Below are 16345 nucleotides of genomic sequence, written 5' to 3'. Positions count from 1 at the left end.
CTCCGGTAAATGAAACTACCAGTTTGTGACAGAACCGTCGCGGCGTTTCAGGTGGGGCGCCTCCCAGAAACGAAAGCTCTCCGCCTTGACCGCCTCTTCGTTGACCTCGACGCCTAGACCCGGCAGATCGCTGACCGGATAGTCCGGACCGTCGAGCCGTGGTTGCACGGGGAAGAAGTCGGAATTATCGAAGCCGAGCTTCGCTTCGGGCGCCCTGGTCTCGAGCCAAGCGAAATTCGGCACCGCGGCGGCGAGATGGATGGTCGCGGCCGTGCAGACTGGGCCGAGAGGATTGTGCGGCATCAGGTCTACATAATGCGCCTCGCTCCAACCGGCGACCTTCATCGCTTCGGTGAGCCCGCCAACATTGCACACATCGAGCCGGTTGAACTGATGGATGCCACGCTCGATGTAGGGCAGGAATTGCCACTTGCTGGCAAATTCCTCGCCAACAGCGAACGGGATGTCGGTCATCGTGCGCAGGGATTCGTAAGCCTCGGGTGTCTCGTCTCTTATCGGCTCCTCGAGAAAATCAAGCACGCCGCGGCCCAGCTTGTTGCAGAAGCTCGCCGCCTCTGCCACCGATAGCCGATGATGGTAATCGATGCCCAGGACGACCTCGTCGCCCAGCGCATCGCGCGCCTTGTTCAACATAGTTGCGGTAGCGCCGATCGACTCTCGCGGCTCAAAGATGTCGTTGCTGCTTTGCCCGATGGGGAAGAATCGTATCGCCTGCCACCCCTCTGCGCGCAGTTCGCGGGCTCGTTCGATGGCAACATCGCCCTCGGCCTCGTCGCCTGTCGAGGCGAAGGTCGGAATACGGTCGCGCTGCTTGCCGCCCAGCAGGTCGTAGACCGGTACGCCTAGCGCCTTGCCCTTGATGTCGTGAAGGGCAATGTCGATGGCCGAAATCGCCGCCTGCAGAACGCGCCCGCCTTCGAAGTACTGGCTGCGATAAAGCTCCTGCCAGATCCGACCGATCTGCATCGGGTCGCGGCCGATGAGAAACTCGCGATAGTGCTCGATCGCGCCGGCCACCGCCTTCTCGCGACCGCTCAAGCCGCTCTCGCCCCAGCCGAAGATGCCGCTGTCGGTCTCGATCTTGACCAGCATCTGGTTGCGCGTTCCGACCCATACTGGATAGGGTTTGATCGCCGTGATTTTAAGCTTCGTAGTCATTCATGCCTCGTTTTCGCATGCACCCCTGATCTCAGTTGGTCTTGAGGGCCATTTCTGTTTCGCCGTCGAACAGATGCATCCGCTCCTGATCGAACTCGAGCCAAATCTGTTCATCGGGCGCGACGGCAATGGTCGGCGGGACGCTGACATTGACGATGGCGCCTGACAGGAACGCCTGTACGAAGGTGACGTCGCCGGTCGGCTCCACCGTATAGGCCTTGGCGGGGATGCTTCCAGGCATCGCACTCTTGTGCAGCTTGATCGTCGAGTGACGTGCGCCGAGCACGACTCTCCTGGTGGTCGCCCTCTCGACCTTCCGGGCGTTGGTTGGAGAGAGCTCGAGGCGCCAGCCCTCCGCGCTGGTCAACACGGTGTTGCCACCTGCCGTTGATGCCTCCAGGGGAACCAGGCTCATCGCCGGGCTGCCGACGAAGCTGGCGACGAACATGTTCACGGGATGGGCAAAGACCTGCGCCGGTGAATCATATTGCTGCAGGTAGCCGCCGTTCATCACGGCCATCCTGTCGGCCATGGTGACCGCTTCGAGCTGGTCGTGCGTCACGTAGATGATCGTCGCCTTGAGGTCCTGATGGAAACGCTTGATCTCCGACCGCATCTGGACGCGCAGCTTTGCGTCGAGGTTCGAGAGGGGTTCATCCATCAGGAATGCCGCCGGATCGCGAACGAGGGCACGGCCCAGCGCCACGCGCTGTTGTTGCCCGCCCGAAAGTTCGCGCGGCTTGCGCTCCAGTAGCTGCGTCATGTCGAGCACGCGCGCTGCTTCCTTGACCTTCTTGTCGATCTCGTCCCTTGGCAGTTTGCGCATCTGCAGCGGGAACGCCAGGTTTTTGTAAACCGATTTCTGCGGATAGAGCGCGTAGTTCTGGAACACCATTGCGATGTCCCGGTCCTTGGGGTCGAGGTCATTGACCACCCGGTCGCCGATGACGATGTCGCCAGATGTGATGGGGATGAGCCCCGCCACAAGATTGAGCGTGGTTGTCTTGCCGCAGCCTGAAGGGCCGACGAGCGCAACGAATTCGCCGTCGTTGACCGTCAGCGAAACATTGTTGACAGCTTTGAAGCTGCCATAAGTCTTGACCAGATCTTTAAGGACCACGTGGGCCACCGCCAACTCCCCTAGTGCTTGACTGCGCCTTCCGTAAGCGCCCGTACGAAGTATCGTTGCAGGACGAGGAACAGGACCACGACGGGCACGCTCATCATGAAGCTGGCCGCCATCAGGCCCGGAAAGTCCGTTGTATTTTCAGAGAAGAAGCGCTGGATGCCGACCGGCAGTGTCAACTGTTCGTTCTTGGAGAGAAAGGTGTAGGCGTAGATGTACTCGTTCCACGCGCCGATGAAGGAATAGATCGCGGTGGCGATGATTCCAGGCGCCGAGAGCGGCATCACGATCAGGAAAAAGGCCTGGAACCGCGTTGCCCCGTCGATGCGCGCCGCCTGTTCGAGTTGCACCGGGATGTTGTCGTAGAAGCCCTTGAGGAGCCAGATTGCCAGCGGCAGACCGAAAGTGAGGTAGGTGAGGACGAGCGACCCATGCGTGTTCACCAGCCCGATCGCGCGCATCAGGATGAAGAGCGGAACAAGAAAGATCACTGCCGGGAACATATTGCGAAGCAAAACGGTGAAGAACAGAAAGTTGCGGCCAGGGAAGGTGAAACGCGAAAACGCGTAGGCCGCAGGAACTGCAACAATCACCGAAAGAATGGTCGTGGCGGTGGAGACGAAAAGGCTATTCCAGAAGAAGCGTAGGAAGTCCTGGCCGACGCTGTTTTGCGGATCGAGCAGCTTCTGGTAGCTGGCAAGGGTTGGTTGGTCCGGCCACCATTGCGGCGGGAATTGCATGGCCGCGAAGCCGGACTTGATCGAGGTGATCAGCATCCAGACCATCGGCAATGCAGTGTAAAGCAGCATGAACACCAGGAAGATGCGCCCACCCCACCGCCATCCATCGATGCGGACACGGCGATGGGACCGGCTTCTATGAGTGGCCTCGGCAATTGTGCTCATGCGCTCCCATCCTTCTGCTCGTTGCCGCTGAGCGCACGGACGTAGAAGTAGCCGAGCGACATCAGGATCAGGAACAGCAGCACCGAATAGGCCGATGCTACCCCCCAGCGCTGGCGGCCGAAGGCGAGCTCATAAATGTGGGTGATCCAGATATGCGATGCGTTCGACGGCCCGCCGCCGGTCATGATCCAGGGGATGATGAAAGAATTGAAGTTGGCCACTGCCAGCAGAAGGATTGTCACCGTCGAGACATTTCTCAAGTGCGGAAAGGTGACGTGCCAGAACCGCTGCCATGCATTGGCGCCGTCGACTTTTGCGGCGCGCAACAACTGGTCAGGAACCGTCTGCAGGCCAGCCATCATCATGATCATGGCAAACGGAAACTCTCGCCAGATATTGACGACGATCAGCGAGGGCAGCACGGTGCTGACGCTGTCGATAAAATTCGGCGGCCGATCGGCCCATCCGAGGCCGACCAGCACCGCGCCGATTATCCCAAAGTCCGAATGGTAGATCCACTTCCAGATATAGGACGCAGCGACCGCGCTGATGACCCAGGGAATGATCAGGATGGCCCGCAATATGCCGCGGCCGACAAAGTCGCGATGGAGCGCCAGTGCGCAGGCGAACCCCAGGACAAATGAAATGAGAGTGGACCCCAGTGTCCAGATGAGAGTGTTCGAGGTGACTTTCCAGAACACCGGACTTGTCAGGATGACGGTGTAGTTGTCGAGGCCGACAAAAATCTTGTCCCGGAGCTGCAGGCCAGGCGGCGTATTGAAGAACGACAGTTCGATTGTGTAGTAGATCGGGTAGGCAATGACGATGAGCATCACGGCGATCGCGGGAAGCACGTACGCATAATCAGCGCGATGCTCCCAGATGTTTCGCAGTGCGCCTGACCCGTCGGGTCGCAGTCTTCGGTGAGCCTCGGCCTTGCCAGTCAAGATCGTCACTGTGCGGTGCCCTTATTCTTCGGAACAAACCGGCTGCAATCAAAGGTGCAGCCGGTCAGATCGTCAGGATGATCTAGAGTCCGCCGTCCATCAGGTCTTTCACCTTCTTGGCTGCGTCGTCCGCTGCTTGGTCGACTGTCATGGCCCCGGTCAGGGCATTCTGCAGCATGTCCGGGACGATGATGTTCATGATCTCCGGCGACTGCGGCAGCGCCGGGAACGGGATGCCGTAGGGCAGCATCGAAGTCGTGACATCAAGAAACTTGATGTTATCGAGGCGTTCCTTCATCCACTTGGTCTTGAAGCCGTTAAGGTTGCCGGGGTTCGAGCCGGCATAGGCCATCTTCAGCGACCATTCGGGGCTTGTCCACATGCAGATAATGGCTTTTGCAGCTGGCTCGTCTACCTTGCCGCCTTCGACATATTCGGGCTTCAGAATGTGGATGTTGGAGCCGCCAAACACGACGGCACGCTTGCCGTCTGGACCAGTCGGAATCAGGCCGTAGCGCATGTTGTTGATGACGGTTTGCGCTTTTTCCTTATCGCTGCCCGTCGTCTTCTTTTGCAGGTCGAGCATGACGTTGTAGTCGGACGGGTGCGAGATCATCATGCCGAGCTGGCCAGCGAGGAAGAGCGGCTGGTTGTCGGCCTGCTGGTTGGTCAGCGCCGAAACGGGAACCGACTTATCGCGAACATACATATCGTAGGAGGCTTGCAATGCCGCCTTGCTCTGCGGACTATTGAGCTGGACCTCCTTATAGGTCGGGTTCGCGGTCGCTTCGTCGAAGACGCCGCCGCCATAGGCCCACAGCTGCGGCATGAAGCGGTATGGTGTATTGCCGGCATTCTTGCGAGCCACGAGGCCGTAACCGGCAACGCCGAGCTTGTCGTGGATCTGCTTCGAATACTTGACCACATCGTCCCAGGTTGCCGGTGCCTTGTCCGGATCGAGACCTGCACGCTTGAAGATGTCGGCGTTCCAGATGAACGCCATCGTCTCGTTGTTGGTGGGAATGCCGTATGTCACCCCCTCCCAAGTCACCGCCTTCATTGCGCCGGGCCAGAAATCCTCGGTCGAATATCCAACATCCTCGGGTTTGAGCGGCTCCAAATAACCCTTTGAGGCGAACTCGGTGCCGCCCAGGATTTGCAGGCGGACCGCCATGGGCGCTGCATTGCCAAGGAGCGCGGTCCGGAACTTGTCCAGCAGGTCGTTATAGGTGAGGGCTTGTTCCTCAAGCTGAATGTTTGGATAGGTTTTGCGGAAGGTCTCGAAGAACTCCTTGTAATATTGGCGCAGGAGGTCGGGGTCGCCCTCGAACACGCCCTGATACCAGAATGTCAACCGCCCCTTATAGTCGAGGGGGGTGACCTTGCCGCAATCGGCCGCCGTATCGAACTCCTGCGTGCCGGCAATGGAGCGCACATATTGCGGTGACCACTGGCTCAAGTCGACCGGCGCGCTGAACGCAGGCACGGACATCAACGTTACCATCAAAGCAGTGGATACAGTGCCGCGTACAACGACACCGCCGAGCGAAAGACTCATCATAGGTATTCTCCCAGGTTTTTCCCAAGCCGCTCTGCATTGAGGCGATCTTGCTCCCAGGTCGTGGGATTCTCCCACTTAATGTATCCCTTCGACCTTATCGTACGTTTTCATGTCAATGATTGTCTGTCAACTAAAGAAAATCGTACATTGTTTTGAGAGGTTTTGCATGATATCCCCTGAATGTGTGTATGGATTGGGGACGGTCTTGACCGAAACAAGTGAATTCAAAGCGCAGCCGCCCGAGGGGATCGACGCTACAGGGGCGTCGAGCGAGGGTGCGTCTGTTTACCAACTGATCAGGGACGACATCATCGAAGGGCGGCTCGCGGCCAACGAGCGGCTCGTCGTCACCGATCTCGCCCGGCGCCACGGCACCTCGACCAACCCCGTGCGGGAAGCTTTGCAACTGTTGCGCGGGGAGGGCTTTGTCACCTTCGTTGCCAACCGCGGAGCGCGCGTGCGACCCATCGATCAGGACTTTGTTCGGGATATCTACGAAATAGGCGTTTTGATCGAGCCGTCACTCACGCGCTGGTTCGTGAATATGGCGACGGTGGAGGACATTGGTGAGCTCGAACGCATCCAAAGCCTCATTGAAGAGAACAACTTTACCGACACGGTAAGGCATAGCGAACTGGACACCGCCTTTCATACCATCATGTACCGGAAGCACTACAATCGCCATGCCGCCGAGCTTTGGTGGAAGCATCGCGAAGTGCTTCGAGCCGTGAGCCGCCGCTTCGATTTTACGCTTGCCCGGCGTGCAGCGATCCTGAGCGAGCATCGCGAGCTCATTGCGCATGTCAAAGCCGGAAGGGCGAACGAGGCAGGCGAACTTATTGCGCGCCATGTCGAAGGCTCAGGGCGGCACATCCTCGAACACATGCGCGCGCGCAACGCCGCTCGGGCAGGATAAATGCTTGGGCATGAATATCGTTACCCGGAACACTTCAGGTAAAGGCAGTTGAGATGAAAATCACCAGCGTTCGGCCGTGGCTCATCAGATCGGATGCTTCTTATTGGGGAGAGTTTCTATTTGTCGAAGTGACGACCGACGAGGGAGTGAGCGGCTGGGGAGAGATCACCACGACGACAAGGCTCGCCAATCGCGCCCTCTGCACGATCTTGCGGCAGATCGGTGCCGCTTTGACCGGCGAGGACCCGGCGCGTATCGAATATCTGTGGCACAAGATCTTCCGCAGCTTCACCTACATGGGCAGCCGCGGCGCCGCCGTCGAATGCGTCAGCGCCATCGACATAGCCCTTTGGGACATCCGAGGCAAAGTCCTTGGCAAGCCGATTTACGAGCTGTTGGGCGGAGCGGTGCGCGATGAAATCTCGCTTTACACCCACCCCAACCAGGCCAAGTTTACCAGCAAGGAGGCTGTGGTCCGCGAAATTCGAGACATCGTCGATTCTGGCCACACAGCGCTCAAGTTCGATCCTTTCCCCTACCAGGGCAGCACCGCCGATGGACAGCTTCGCGAACAGCGGGACGGCTACCTCGATGGCAGCATGACCCGCAGAGATGAGCGCGAAGCCGCCGAACTCACGGCTCTGATCCGCGAAACGGCAGGCCCCGATGTCGACATCCTCATCGATGCGCATGGCCGGTTCGACGTTCCCACCGCCATTCGCCTTTGTCGCAGTCTCGAGGAAGCCGGTCAGATCGATTGGTTCGAGGAGCCCTGTCCACCGGAGAGCCTCAACGCTCTCCGACAGGTCCGGGAGAAGGTCAGCGCCGCTATCTCCTGGGGCGAGCGCGGCCACACGAAGTGGGATTTCGTGCCGGTGCTCGAAAACAAGCTCGCCGACTACATCATGCCTGATGTCACCTGGACCGGCGGCATTACCGAACTCAAGAAGATTTCTGCCCTATGCGAAGCCTACTACATTCCCGTCTCGCCGCATGACGCCGCTGGGCCGATCAACGTGGTTGCCGGAGCGCAGGTGATGATGACCGTTCCGAATTTCTACAAGCTTGAAACGTCAGAGTGGAACCTCGGCAAATACGATCACCTGATCGACAGACCACTCGATGTTTCGAACGGCAACCTCACGCTTACGCCCAAGCCTGGTCTCGGCATCGAGATGAACCGTGAATACCTTCAAAACTATGAGATAGAGTTCGATTAGCCAGCAATGCTCTCGGCCTCCCCGGCGCGTGCGCGGCGATGGGCTCCCACCAGAATGAGGAAAGTCATGGCAGGCGCATATTCGGCCGACGAGGCGCTCAATCGGGTGAACACGCATTCCAAGCCATCAGACCTTCGCATCACCGACATGCGGGTGGCCGAAATCACCGGAGCGCCGTTCGCCTCAGTACTGCTCAAGATTTACACGAACCAGGGCATTGTCGGGCTTGGGGAAGTGCGCGATGGTGCCAGCGCCACATACGCGCTGATGCTGAAGAGCCGGTTGCTTGGCGAGAACCCTTGCGACATCGACCGCCTGTTTCGTCGGATCAAGCAGTTCGGTGGCCACGGCCGGCAAGGCGGCGGCGTATCGGCGGTTGAAATCGCCTTGTGGGATCTTGCCGGAAAGGCCTATGGCGTTCCCATCTACCAGATGCTCGGAGGCCGTTTTCGGGAGAAAGTGCGCGTCTATTGCGATACCGACGCAGCCGTGGCGAGCGGCACCGCAACGGGCAAGCGCCTCAAGCAGCGCATGGAGCTCGGCTTCACCTTCCTCAAGATGGATCTGGGTTTGATGCAGATCGCCGATGTGCCCGGTGCGGTCGTCTTTCCTGCCGGTTCACTGGAAGGATACCGAAACGTTCCCGTTCGGGGGCCGCTGAAGACCATAGATGAGCGGCGTATCCGCAACGCTGCGTACGATCTGCATAACGTCCAGCACCCGTTTACCGGCCTGCACTTTTCGGACAAGGGCCTCGATTTGCTTGAGCAATACATCGCCGAGGTCCGTGAGGTCATCGGCATGGATGTGCCGCTGGCGATCGACCACATCGGACATATCTCAATGCAGAATGGCATTCGTCTTGCCAGGCGAATTGAAAAATATGTGCCGGCCTGGCTCGAGGATGTCATCCCATGGCAGTACACCGAGCAGTATCGACAACTGCAGGACTCCACCACGGTGCCAATCTGCACCGGCGAGGACATATACCTCAAGGAGGGCTTCGAGCCTCTACTCAAGAGCGGCGGCGTCTCCGTGATCCACCCGGACCTGCTCACCACCGGAGGCATCCTCGAGACCAAGAAGATCGGCGACATGGCGCAGGACCATGGTGTCGCCATGGCCATACACATGGCAGAAAGCCCAATCGCCGCGATGGCCGCCGCACACGTCGCGACGGCGACCGAAAACTTCATGGCGCTCGAATACCACTCCGCTGACGTGGACTGGTGGGACGATATTGTCACCGGCCTTCCCAAGCCGCTGGTAAAGGACGGCTTTATCACTGTTCCGGACAAGCCCGGCCTGGGGATTGACGACGTGGTCGACGAGGTGATCTCGCAGCATCTGCAGCCGGGCGTTGCCGGCATCTGGCAGCCTACGGATCATTGGGATGATGAGTATTCCTGGGATCGCACCTGGAGTTGAACGGACGGACCTAAGATGAAGATCACCGACCTGCGCTGTGCCGTTATCGGCAGACACCCGATCGTCCGCATCGTTACCGACGAGGGCCTTTATGGCCTGGGCGAAGTCGAATTCACCAAATCCTACCTCAAGCCCTTTGTGCTGCATTTCCGCGAGGCGCTGATCGGCGAGGACCCGTCCGACGTCGAGAGAGTGATGCTGAAGATCCGACAACGCGGCTCTTTCAAGCCGTATGGCGCGGCGGTGAGCGCGATCGAGCATGCACTGTGGGATATTGCCGGCAAGGCCGCGGGCGTGCCGGTCTATAAACTGCTCGGTGGCAAGGTGCGTGACAAGGTGCGGGTCTACAACGGCTCGGTCCGCCAGATTCGCACCGGCGACCGGCCGGAGGATTACGCCGCTGACGTCAGATGGATGATGGAGCAGCCGCAGAACTTCTTCATGATCAAGCAGGGAATCTCGTTCCATTCCAACATGAAGGACACCATCGAGGGTTTCCACTACGGCGTGACCCAGAAGAAGGCCGGCTATCACGGTGCCATGGATCAGGGCGTGATCAGCGAGCGCGGTTTCAACCACATGCTCGACTGCGTGATCGCAATGAAGGAAGTGCTGGGCGACAAGGTCAGTCTGGCGCTCGACTGCGGCCCGGGCTGGATGCTGCCGGATGCGATCAGGTTCGCTCGCGCCGTCGAGAAGTACAACTTGATGTGGCTCGAGGACATGCTGACTGGCGACTACGTGCCGTGGGTCAATCCGCAGGCCTATCGGGAGCTGACGACCTCCACCTCGACGCCAATCCACACTGGTGAGCAGATCTACCTCAGGCACAATTTCAAGGAACTGATCGAGACACAGGCAGTCCGCGTCATCGGCCCCGATCCAGCCGATATTGGCGGCATTGCCGAGCTCAAATGGGTCGCCGAGCACGCCTACATGCACTCGATCCTGATGGCACCGCACGGCACGGCCAACGGCCTGCTCGGCCTCGGTGCGTTGATCAATGTCTGCGCGACATTGCCGGCGAATTACGTCGCGTTCGAATATCCGACTGCTTCGGACCCCTGGTGGGAGGATCTGGTTATCGGCCTGCCGCCGCAGATCGTGAAGGACAGCATGGTGGACCTACTGGAAGCGCCCGGGCTGGGTCTCGACATCGACGCTGAAGCGGCCGGGAGATATCTCAGGGAAGAGGATGCGGGCTTTTTCGACTGATCCTCTCTCCGCCTGTCGCGGCCAGCTTGTCGGGCGCCGGATAACAGAACTAAAACAGCCGCCTGCCTCGCAGCAAACGGCTGTTTGCTTTGTGACGATTAAGATTACATGTGGATCGGCTTGAAGAAGGTCGCGAGCGCAGCTTCCTTGACCGCTTCCGACATCGTCGGATGCGCGTGGCAGCTGCGGCCGAGATCTTCCGACGAACCGCCGAACTCCATCAGCACGGCAATCTCGTGGATCATCTCGCCGGCGCCGAAGCCGACGATATGGCCGCCAAGCACGCGGTCGGTTTCCTTGTCGGCGAGGATCTTGACGAAGCCGTCGGTCGCCAGCATCGCGCGGGCGCGGCCGTTCGCAGTGAACGGGAACTTTCCGACTTTGTAGGCAATACCCGCCGCCTTCAGCTCTTCCTCGGTCTTGCCGACCGAGGCGATCTCGGGCTGCGTGTAGACAACGCTCGGAATGACATCATAGTTCACATGGCCATGCTGCCCGGCGAGGATTTCGGCAAGCGCCACGCCCTCGTCTTCCGCCTTGTGCGCCAGCATCGGACCCTTGACCACATCGCCGATCGCATAGATGCCTGCGACATTGGTCTTGAAGCGACCGTCGATCTCGACACGGCCGCGATTGTCGAGCGCAACGCCGGCCCCTTCGAGGCCGAGACCTGCCGTATAAGGCTTGCGGCCGGTCGCGATCAAAACGATCTCGGCGTCGAGCGTCACCTTATCTCCGCCCTTGACTGGTTCGAAGGTGACCTTGGCGCCCGTGCCGCCCTTTTCAACGCCGGTGACTTTGGCGCCGAGATGGAAATCGATGCCCTGCTTGGCAAGCATGCGCTGGAACTGTTTGGAGACCTCGCCGTCCATGCCGCCGAGGATGGTGTCGAGATATTCGACGACCGTGACCTTGGCACCAAGGCGTGACCAGACCGAGCCCAACTCGAGGCCGATGACGCCGCCGCCGACGACGATCAGCGTTTCCGGCACCTTTTCCAGCGCGATGCCGCCGGTGGAGGAAATGACGGTCTTTTCATCGATCTCCACCTGCACGCCGGGAATGCCAGCGACATCCGAGCCGGTGGCGATGACGATGTTCTTGCCCTCGATCTCCTGCACCTGGCCATCCTCGGCGGTGACGGCAACCTTGCCGGCGGAGACGATCTTGCCGGTGCCCTGGAAGGCATCGATCTTGTTCTTCTTGAAGAGGAAGGCGACGCCGTCGACATTTGCCTTCACCGTCGCATCCTTGTGCGCCATCATATTGGCGAGGTTGAGCGTCGGCGCCGGAATGTCGATGCCGAGCGCGCTCATGCCGTGGCCGGCCTGATGGAACATTTCGGAGGCATGCAGCAGCGCCTTCGACGGGATGCAACCGACGTTCAGGCAGGTGCCGCCATAGGTCGCGCGCTTTTCGACGACGGCGACCTTGAGGCCGAGTTGGGCTGCCTTGACGGCGCAGACATAGCCGCCCGGGCCGGTTCCGATAACGATCACATCGTAAGACATTGCTTCTTTCCTCTTTGGATTTTTCAATTAGTCGGCTGCGCGCGACAGCGCGAGGCGGAAGCCGAAGCCGACGAGTGCCGCTCCGGTGATGCGGTTGAACCATTTGCCGCTGGCGATGAAGCGGTCACGGACCGTCTTGACCGTGAAGAAATAGGAAACGCCGGCAAACCAGGCGACCAGCGCCGTCGCCATGCCGATGCCGTAGGAGAACTGGATCAGTGCGGGCGTGTCGTGATGGACGAGCGTCGAAAACAAGGACAGGAAGAACAGCACCGGCTTCGGGTTCAGCGCGTTGGTGATGAATCCCATGCCGAGGCATGTCAGCATTGGGGCCGACTTGCGGTCTTCGGCCGTGACGTCGATCTCCTGCACCTTGAATCCAGGTTCGCGGAACGACTTGATGCCGAGATAGACGAGATAGGCGACACCCGCCCATTTGATCGTTGCAAACAGCATCAGCGACTTGGAGACGATCAGACCGAGGCCAAGGATCGTGTAGCTAATATGAAAGAGCAGCGAGATGCCCATGCCGAGCCCGGTCATTATGGCGGCGCGACGCCCATGCACGATGCTCTGGCGCAGGATGACAGCGAAATCGGCGCCCGGCGCGACGATGAAAATCGAGAAGACGGCCATCAGACCAAGGAATTCGATGATGTAAGTCATGGTGTTTTCGCCCTGTCCTAACGGCCGCCGCTCACATTGAGGATCGATCCGGTGACATAGGACGCCGATGGTGAAAGCAGATAGAGGATTGCGTCCGCCACCTCCTCCGGCATGCCGGCCCGCTGCATCGGGACCGATGGCGCCATTTCGCGCGCCCGGTCCGGCAACCCACCGGATGCATGGAGATCGGTTTCGATGATGCCGGGCCTGACGGCATTGACGCGAATCCCTTCCGCGGCGACCTCGCGCGCAAGTCCGATGGTGAAGGTGTCGATCGCCGCTTTCGATGCCGCATAATCGACATACTGCGTCGCCGAACCGAGGACTGCCGCCATCGAGGAGACGTTGACGATGGCCCCGCCCTGCCCACTATATCGGCGCGACATGCGGCGCACGGCCTCAGCGGCGCAGAGTATCGAGCCGGTCACATTGACGCGCAGCATGCGCTCGATCCGCTCGACCGACATCTCGTCGACCCGCTGCGGATAGTCGACGATGCCGGCATTGTTGACCAGTCCGTCGAGCCGGCCGAAATGACCATCGACCGCGGTGAACATTGCGGCGATATCCGCGGCCTTGCCGACATCACCCGGGATCGCCACGGCCTCGCCGCCGCTTTCTGTGATCGCCGCAACGACGGCATCCGCCGCTTGCCGGTTGGCGGCGTAATTGACCGCGACGCGCCAGCCCTGACGCGCGGCAAGGCGGCAGACGGCCGCGCCGATGCCCCGGCTTCCGCCGGTCACGAGAACAACAGGTGTATCGCTCATGTCGCACACTCCTTGAATGTCAGCACATCCCACGGCGCCACCGAAGCTTTGCCCTCACCCCAGGCGCTGGATTCGCGAATGGCGGGACCAAGCCCGGGGAGCACAAGCTTTTCGGCGGCCGCAGCGCCTTCCGGCTGCAGATTATCCATCTCGCCCTTGGCATCCATGCCGTAGACGGCGCCCTGCCAGACCGTGCAGGCGTCGAGATCGGCGCCGGTCACATCGCCCTCCGGACAGTTGAACATCAGGATACCGATGGCGCGCACCGGATCCTCCGACGGCATGACATAGCCTTCCATGACGACCGATGTCTTGAGCGCGCTCACCTTGAACTGGTTGCTGGCGGCAGCCGAAGGAGAATTCAGCGGCGCGAAGCGCAGTTCATAGGCGCCGTCACGGTCGGTGTAGACGGCCTGCTCCTGTTTGCAATCGATAGCGAACGCGGCAACCGGAATGACGAAAAATACCGCGGCTGCAATCGCAGCCACGCCCTTCCGTCCTGCCATGATCCCGATCGTCCCGCTCATTGCACCTTCGGCTCTCGCCGTCCGTCGGCATTCTCGATCACACCGAAATCCGTCAACAGCGCCAGCGGGCGGCCATCCTTGTCGAGGCCCCAGAAGACGGGATAGAAACCATCGCCCCAGCCGCTCCAGAACACCGCGACATTACCCTTCTTGCCGGCCATCGGCCGGTGCAGTGCATAATGGCCCTTGTTGGCATCGAGGTCCGAAGCCAGCACGTCGTCGTAATAATTGATGTCGGCGTCCGGCTTCTGCGCTTGGACCTGCGCTTCGCGCTCTTCGATCAACGCCAGCGTATCGGCATCCATATAGCAGCCGAGACCGGCGTCGACGGGGTAGCCGAAGATCTCACCGTCCTTCAGCGTCGCTACGTCTTGCCCGGGCAGAACGGCAACCTCCCAATGATCCGGCTTGCCCTCGGCAAACCGCATGCCGGCGGCGGCAATCCGCCCGAAGGCCTGGTAGAGCGTCACCGGATAGTCGCCCGGTGCAACCCTCCTGGCGAGTGCCGGCCGATCGGGCTGGGCGAGCGGATCGGCGGCGACGATGCGCCCCGAGGTCAGCTCGACATTGCCCATGTGGATCACGCCGATCGAACGCTCGGAAAGCTCGGCGTCACCGAGCGTCACCAGCTCGAAATTGCTGCTGGCCTTGCTGATATCTAAGCCAGCCGCTGATGCAGAAACCGGGGCATGCGCGGCGGCAGCGCAAAGAACAAGGCGCGCCGCTCGCATGATCCGGTTCCGCATGAAAAAGCTCCTTAGAGATCGAGAACCAGCCGTTCCGGATCTTCCAGGCTTTCCTTGACGCGCACGAGGAAGGTGACCGCTTCCTTGCCGTCAACGATGCGGTGATCATAGGAAAGCGCCAGATACATCATCGGACGGATGACCACCTGGCCGCCGATTGCAACCGGCCGTTCCTGGATCTTGTGCATGCCGAGAATGCCGGACTGCGGTGCGTTGAGGATCGGCGAGGACATCAGCGAGCCGTAAACCCCACCGTTGGTGATGGTGAAAGTGCCACCCTGCATATCGGCCATGGAGAGCGAGCCGTCACGGGCTGCCTTGGCAAGTCGGCCGAGGTCTTTCTCGATTTCGGCGATCGACATCTGGTCGGCATCGCGGATGACAGGAACGACGAGACCCTTGTCGGTGCCGACGGCCATGCCGACATGGCAGTAGTTCTTGTAGATGACATCGGTGCCGTCGATCTCGGCATTGACCGCCGGCAATTCCTTCAGCGCATGCGTTACCGCCTTGGTGAAGAAGCCCATGAAGCCAAGCTTGACGCCGTGCTTCTTCTCGAAAATGTCCTTGTACTTGTTGCGCAGGTCCATGACTGCCTTCATGTCCACCTCGTTATAGGTGGTGAGCATGGCGGCGGTATTCTGCGCGTCCTTGAGGCGCTTGGCGATCGTCTGGCGCAGGCGCGTCATCTTCACGCGCTCTTCGCGCGAGGCATCCTCGACCGTCGACGGGCCGCGCGCAGCGGCGGGTGCCGCCGCCGGGGCGGCTGCGGGAGCGGAAATACCCTTGGCGACGGCGGCAATGACATCGCCCTTCAGCACCTGGCCGCGCTTGCCGCTGCCGTCGACCTGACCGGCGGAGAGATTGCTCTCGGCCAGCATCTTTGCAGCCGCCGGGGCCGGCGGCATGGTGGAAACGGAAGCGCTCGACGAGGATGCAGCCGCAGCGGCGACCGGTGCCGGCTGAGCAGGAGCAGCCGGAGCTGGCTGGGCAGGAGCGGCGGCCGGTGCAGCAGCTGCCGGCGCGGCGGCAGCGACGGCACCTTCGGCGATCTGGCCGAGCAGCGCGCCGAGGCCGACGGTCTCGCCGGCGGCAGCGACGATTTCCGAAAGCGTGCCGGAGACGGGTGCCGGAACTTCGATGGTCACCTTGTCGGTTTCAAGCTCGAGAATCGGCTCGTCGGCCTTGATGGCGTCGCCGACCTTCTTGAACCAGGTGCCGACGGTTGCCTCGCTGACGGATTCACCGAGAGTTGGAACGCGGATTTCTGTGGCCATTGTTCAGATCCTGATTTCGTGTGTGTTCGTTTTTAAGCGTTTCAGACGGCGGGCGGCCGCAAGATTATCGAGGGCATCGGCAGGATATCGAAACGGAAACCGAAACCGGAAGCGATGATCGGGTCGCCGTCGGCAAGAGCCTGCGCCGCCGCGTGATCCTCGACTTCGACGACCGCCATGCCGAAGGCGCCTTCACCTTCGAACACGGGACCGACGACGATCGCCGATCCCGCGAGCGCATTCCGATGCCAGTATTCGACGTGGCGTTCCATCGCCGCCATTTCCTCCCCGGTCCCGTCATGCGGGAAAGTGGGGCGCGGCGGCAGCAATCTCAGAAAGAAGTAAGCCATT

Annotated in this window: 16 protein-coding genes; 4 read left to right on the top strand and 12 right to left on the bottom strand. The window is 60.5% G+C overall.

From position 1 onward, the window contains the following. Nucleotides 1-15: 15 nt before the first annotated feature. The 5 genes from PYR71_RS14435 to PYR71_RS14415 all read right to left on the bottom strand — a co-directional run bounded on the left by PYR71_RS14435 (nucleotide 16) and on the right by PYR71_RS14415 (nucleotide 5718). A complete protein-coding gene (locus PYR71_RS14435) occupies nucleotides 16-1179 on the bottom strand; it encodes a mandelate racemase/muconate lactonizing enzyme family protein (RefSeq protein WP_275619842.1) in 1164 nt (387 codons plus the stop codon). Between the two features lie 31 nt (nucleotides 1180-1210). Beyond that, nucleotides 1211-2308 carry an ABC transporter ATP-binding protein gene (locus PYR71_RS14430; protein ID WP_275619900.1) on the bottom strand — a complete coding sequence of 366 codons (1098 nt, stop codon included), beginning with the start codon at nucleotides 2306-2308 and terminating at the stop codon, nucleotides 1211-1213. A gap of 11 nt (nucleotides 2309-2319) precedes the next feature. Beyond that, the gene (locus PYR71_RS14425; RefSeq protein ID WP_275619841.1) at nucleotides 2320-3210 is read right to left on the bottom strand and encodes a carbohydrate ABC transporter permease; all 891 of its coding nucleotides are present in this window, start codon (nucleotides 3208-3210) and stop codon (nucleotides 2320-2322) included. Beyond that, on the bottom strand, nucleotides 3207-4166 hold the full coding sequence (locus tag PYR71_RS14420) for a carbohydrate ABC transporter permease (protein ID WP_275619840.1): 960 nt from the start codon (nucleotides 4164-4166) through the stop codon (nucleotides 3207-3209). The genes PYR71_RS14425 and PYR71_RS14420 overlap by 4 nt, the downstream gene beginning before the upstream one ends. A 73-nt stretch (nucleotides 4167-4239) precedes the next feature. Further along, a complete protein-coding gene (locus PYR71_RS14415) occupies nucleotides 4240-5718 on the bottom strand; it encodes an ABC transporter substrate-binding protein (RefSeq protein WP_275619839.1) in 1479 nt (492 codons plus the stop codon). 205 nt (nucleotides 5719-5923) lie between these two features. Here PYR71_RS14415 and PYR71_RS14410 point away from each other — a divergent pair, with 205 nt between their 5' ends. The 4 genes from PYR71_RS14410 to PYR71_RS14395 all read left to right on the top strand — a co-directional run bounded on the left by PYR71_RS14410 (nucleotide 5924) and on the right by PYR71_RS14395 (nucleotide 10497). Further along, nucleotides 5924-6634, top strand: coding sequence for a GntR family transcriptional regulator (locus tag PYR71_RS14410; RefSeq protein ID WP_275619838.1), 711 nt, complete (start codon nucleotides 5924-5926; stop codon nucleotides 6632-6634). 53 nt (nucleotides 6635-6687) lie between these two features. Further along, nucleotides 6688-7854, top strand: coding sequence for a mandelate racemase/muconate lactonizing enzyme family protein (locus PYR71_RS14405; protein WP_275619837.1), 1167 nt, complete (start codon nucleotides 6688-6690; stop codon nucleotides 7852-7854). 66 nt (nucleotides 7855-7920) lie between these two features. Continuing rightward, complete coding sequence (locus PYR71_RS14400) at nucleotides 7921-9282, top strand: mandelate racemase/muconate lactonizing enzyme family protein (protein WP_275619836.1); 1362 nt, start codon at nucleotides 7921-7923, stop codon at nucleotides 9280-9282. A gap of 15 nt (nucleotides 9283-9297) precedes the next feature. Further along, a complete protein-coding gene (locus PYR71_RS14395) occupies nucleotides 9298-10497 on the top strand; it encodes a mandelate racemase/muconate lactonizing enzyme family protein (protein WP_275619835.1) in 1200 nt (399 codons plus the stop codon). 104 nt (nucleotides 10498-10601) lie between these two features. Here the strand turns inward: PYR71_RS14395 and lpdA are convergent, their stop codons facing one another. Genes lpdA through PYR71_RS14360 form a run of 7 tightly spaced genes read right to left on the bottom strand, consistent with a single transcriptional unit; the run spans nucleotide 10602 to nucleotide 16344 of the window. Beyond that, on the bottom strand, nucleotides 10602-12008 hold the full coding sequence (lpdA, locus tag PYR71_RS14390; protein ID WP_275619834.1) for a dihydrolipoyl dehydrogenase: 1407 nt from the start codon (nucleotides 12006-12008) through the stop codon (nucleotides 10602-10604). A gap of 27 nt (nucleotides 12009-12035) precedes the next feature. Next, nucleotides 12036-12674 carry a LysE family transporter gene (locus PYR71_RS14385; protein WP_275619833.1) on the bottom strand — a complete coding sequence of 213 codons (639 nt, stop codon included), beginning with the start codon at nucleotides 12672-12674 and terminating at the stop codon, nucleotides 12036-12038. 17 nt (nucleotides 12675-12691) lie between these two features. Continuing rightward, nucleotides 12692-13444: an SDR family oxidoreductase gene (locus PYR71_RS14380; protein ID WP_275619832.1), complete on the bottom strand. Its 753-nt coding sequence runs from the start codon at nucleotides 13442-13444 to the stop codon at nucleotides 12692-12694. After that, entirely contained in the window at nucleotides 13441-13971 is a 531-nt protein-coding gene (locus tag PYR71_RS14375) for a hypothetical protein (RefSeq protein ID WP_183917293.1), read from the bottom strand. The genes PYR71_RS14380 and PYR71_RS14375 overlap by 4 nt, the downstream gene beginning before the upstream one ends. Then, nucleotides 13968-14717 (bottom strand): DUF4241 domain-containing protein, encoded by a 750-nt coding sequence (locus PYR71_RS14370; RefSeq protein WP_275619831.1) that lies wholly within the window; start codon nucleotides 14715-14717, stop codon nucleotides 13968-13970. The genes PYR71_RS14375 and PYR71_RS14370 overlap by 4 nt, the downstream gene beginning before the upstream one ends. Before the next feature lie 11 nt (nucleotides 14718-14728). Continuing rightward, complete coding sequence (odhB, locus tag PYR71_RS14365; protein WP_275619830.1) at nucleotides 14729-15994, bottom strand: 2-oxoglutarate dehydrogenase complex dihydrolipoyllysine-residue succinyltransferase; 1266 nt, start codon at nucleotides 15992-15994, stop codon at nucleotides 14729-14731. 41 nt (nucleotides 15995-16035) lie between these two features. After that, nucleotides 16036-16344 carry a YciI family protein gene (locus tag PYR71_RS14360; RefSeq protein WP_275619829.1) on the bottom strand — a complete coding sequence of 103 codons (309 nt, stop codon included), beginning with the start codon at nucleotides 16342-16344 and terminating at the stop codon, nucleotides 16036-16038. Between the last annotated feature and the right edge of the window lies 1 nt (nucleotide 16345).

The sequence above is a fragment of the Rhizobium mulingense genome (assembly GCF_029194105.1).
In the GTDB taxonomy this organism is placed as follows: Bacteria; Pseudomonadota; Alphaproteobacteria; order Rhizobiales; family Rhizobiaceae; genus Rhizobium; species Rhizobium mulingense.
The sequence above is the reverse complement of the archived record's forward strand: the minus strand, read 5'-3'. Positions and strand labels throughout refer to the sequence as shown.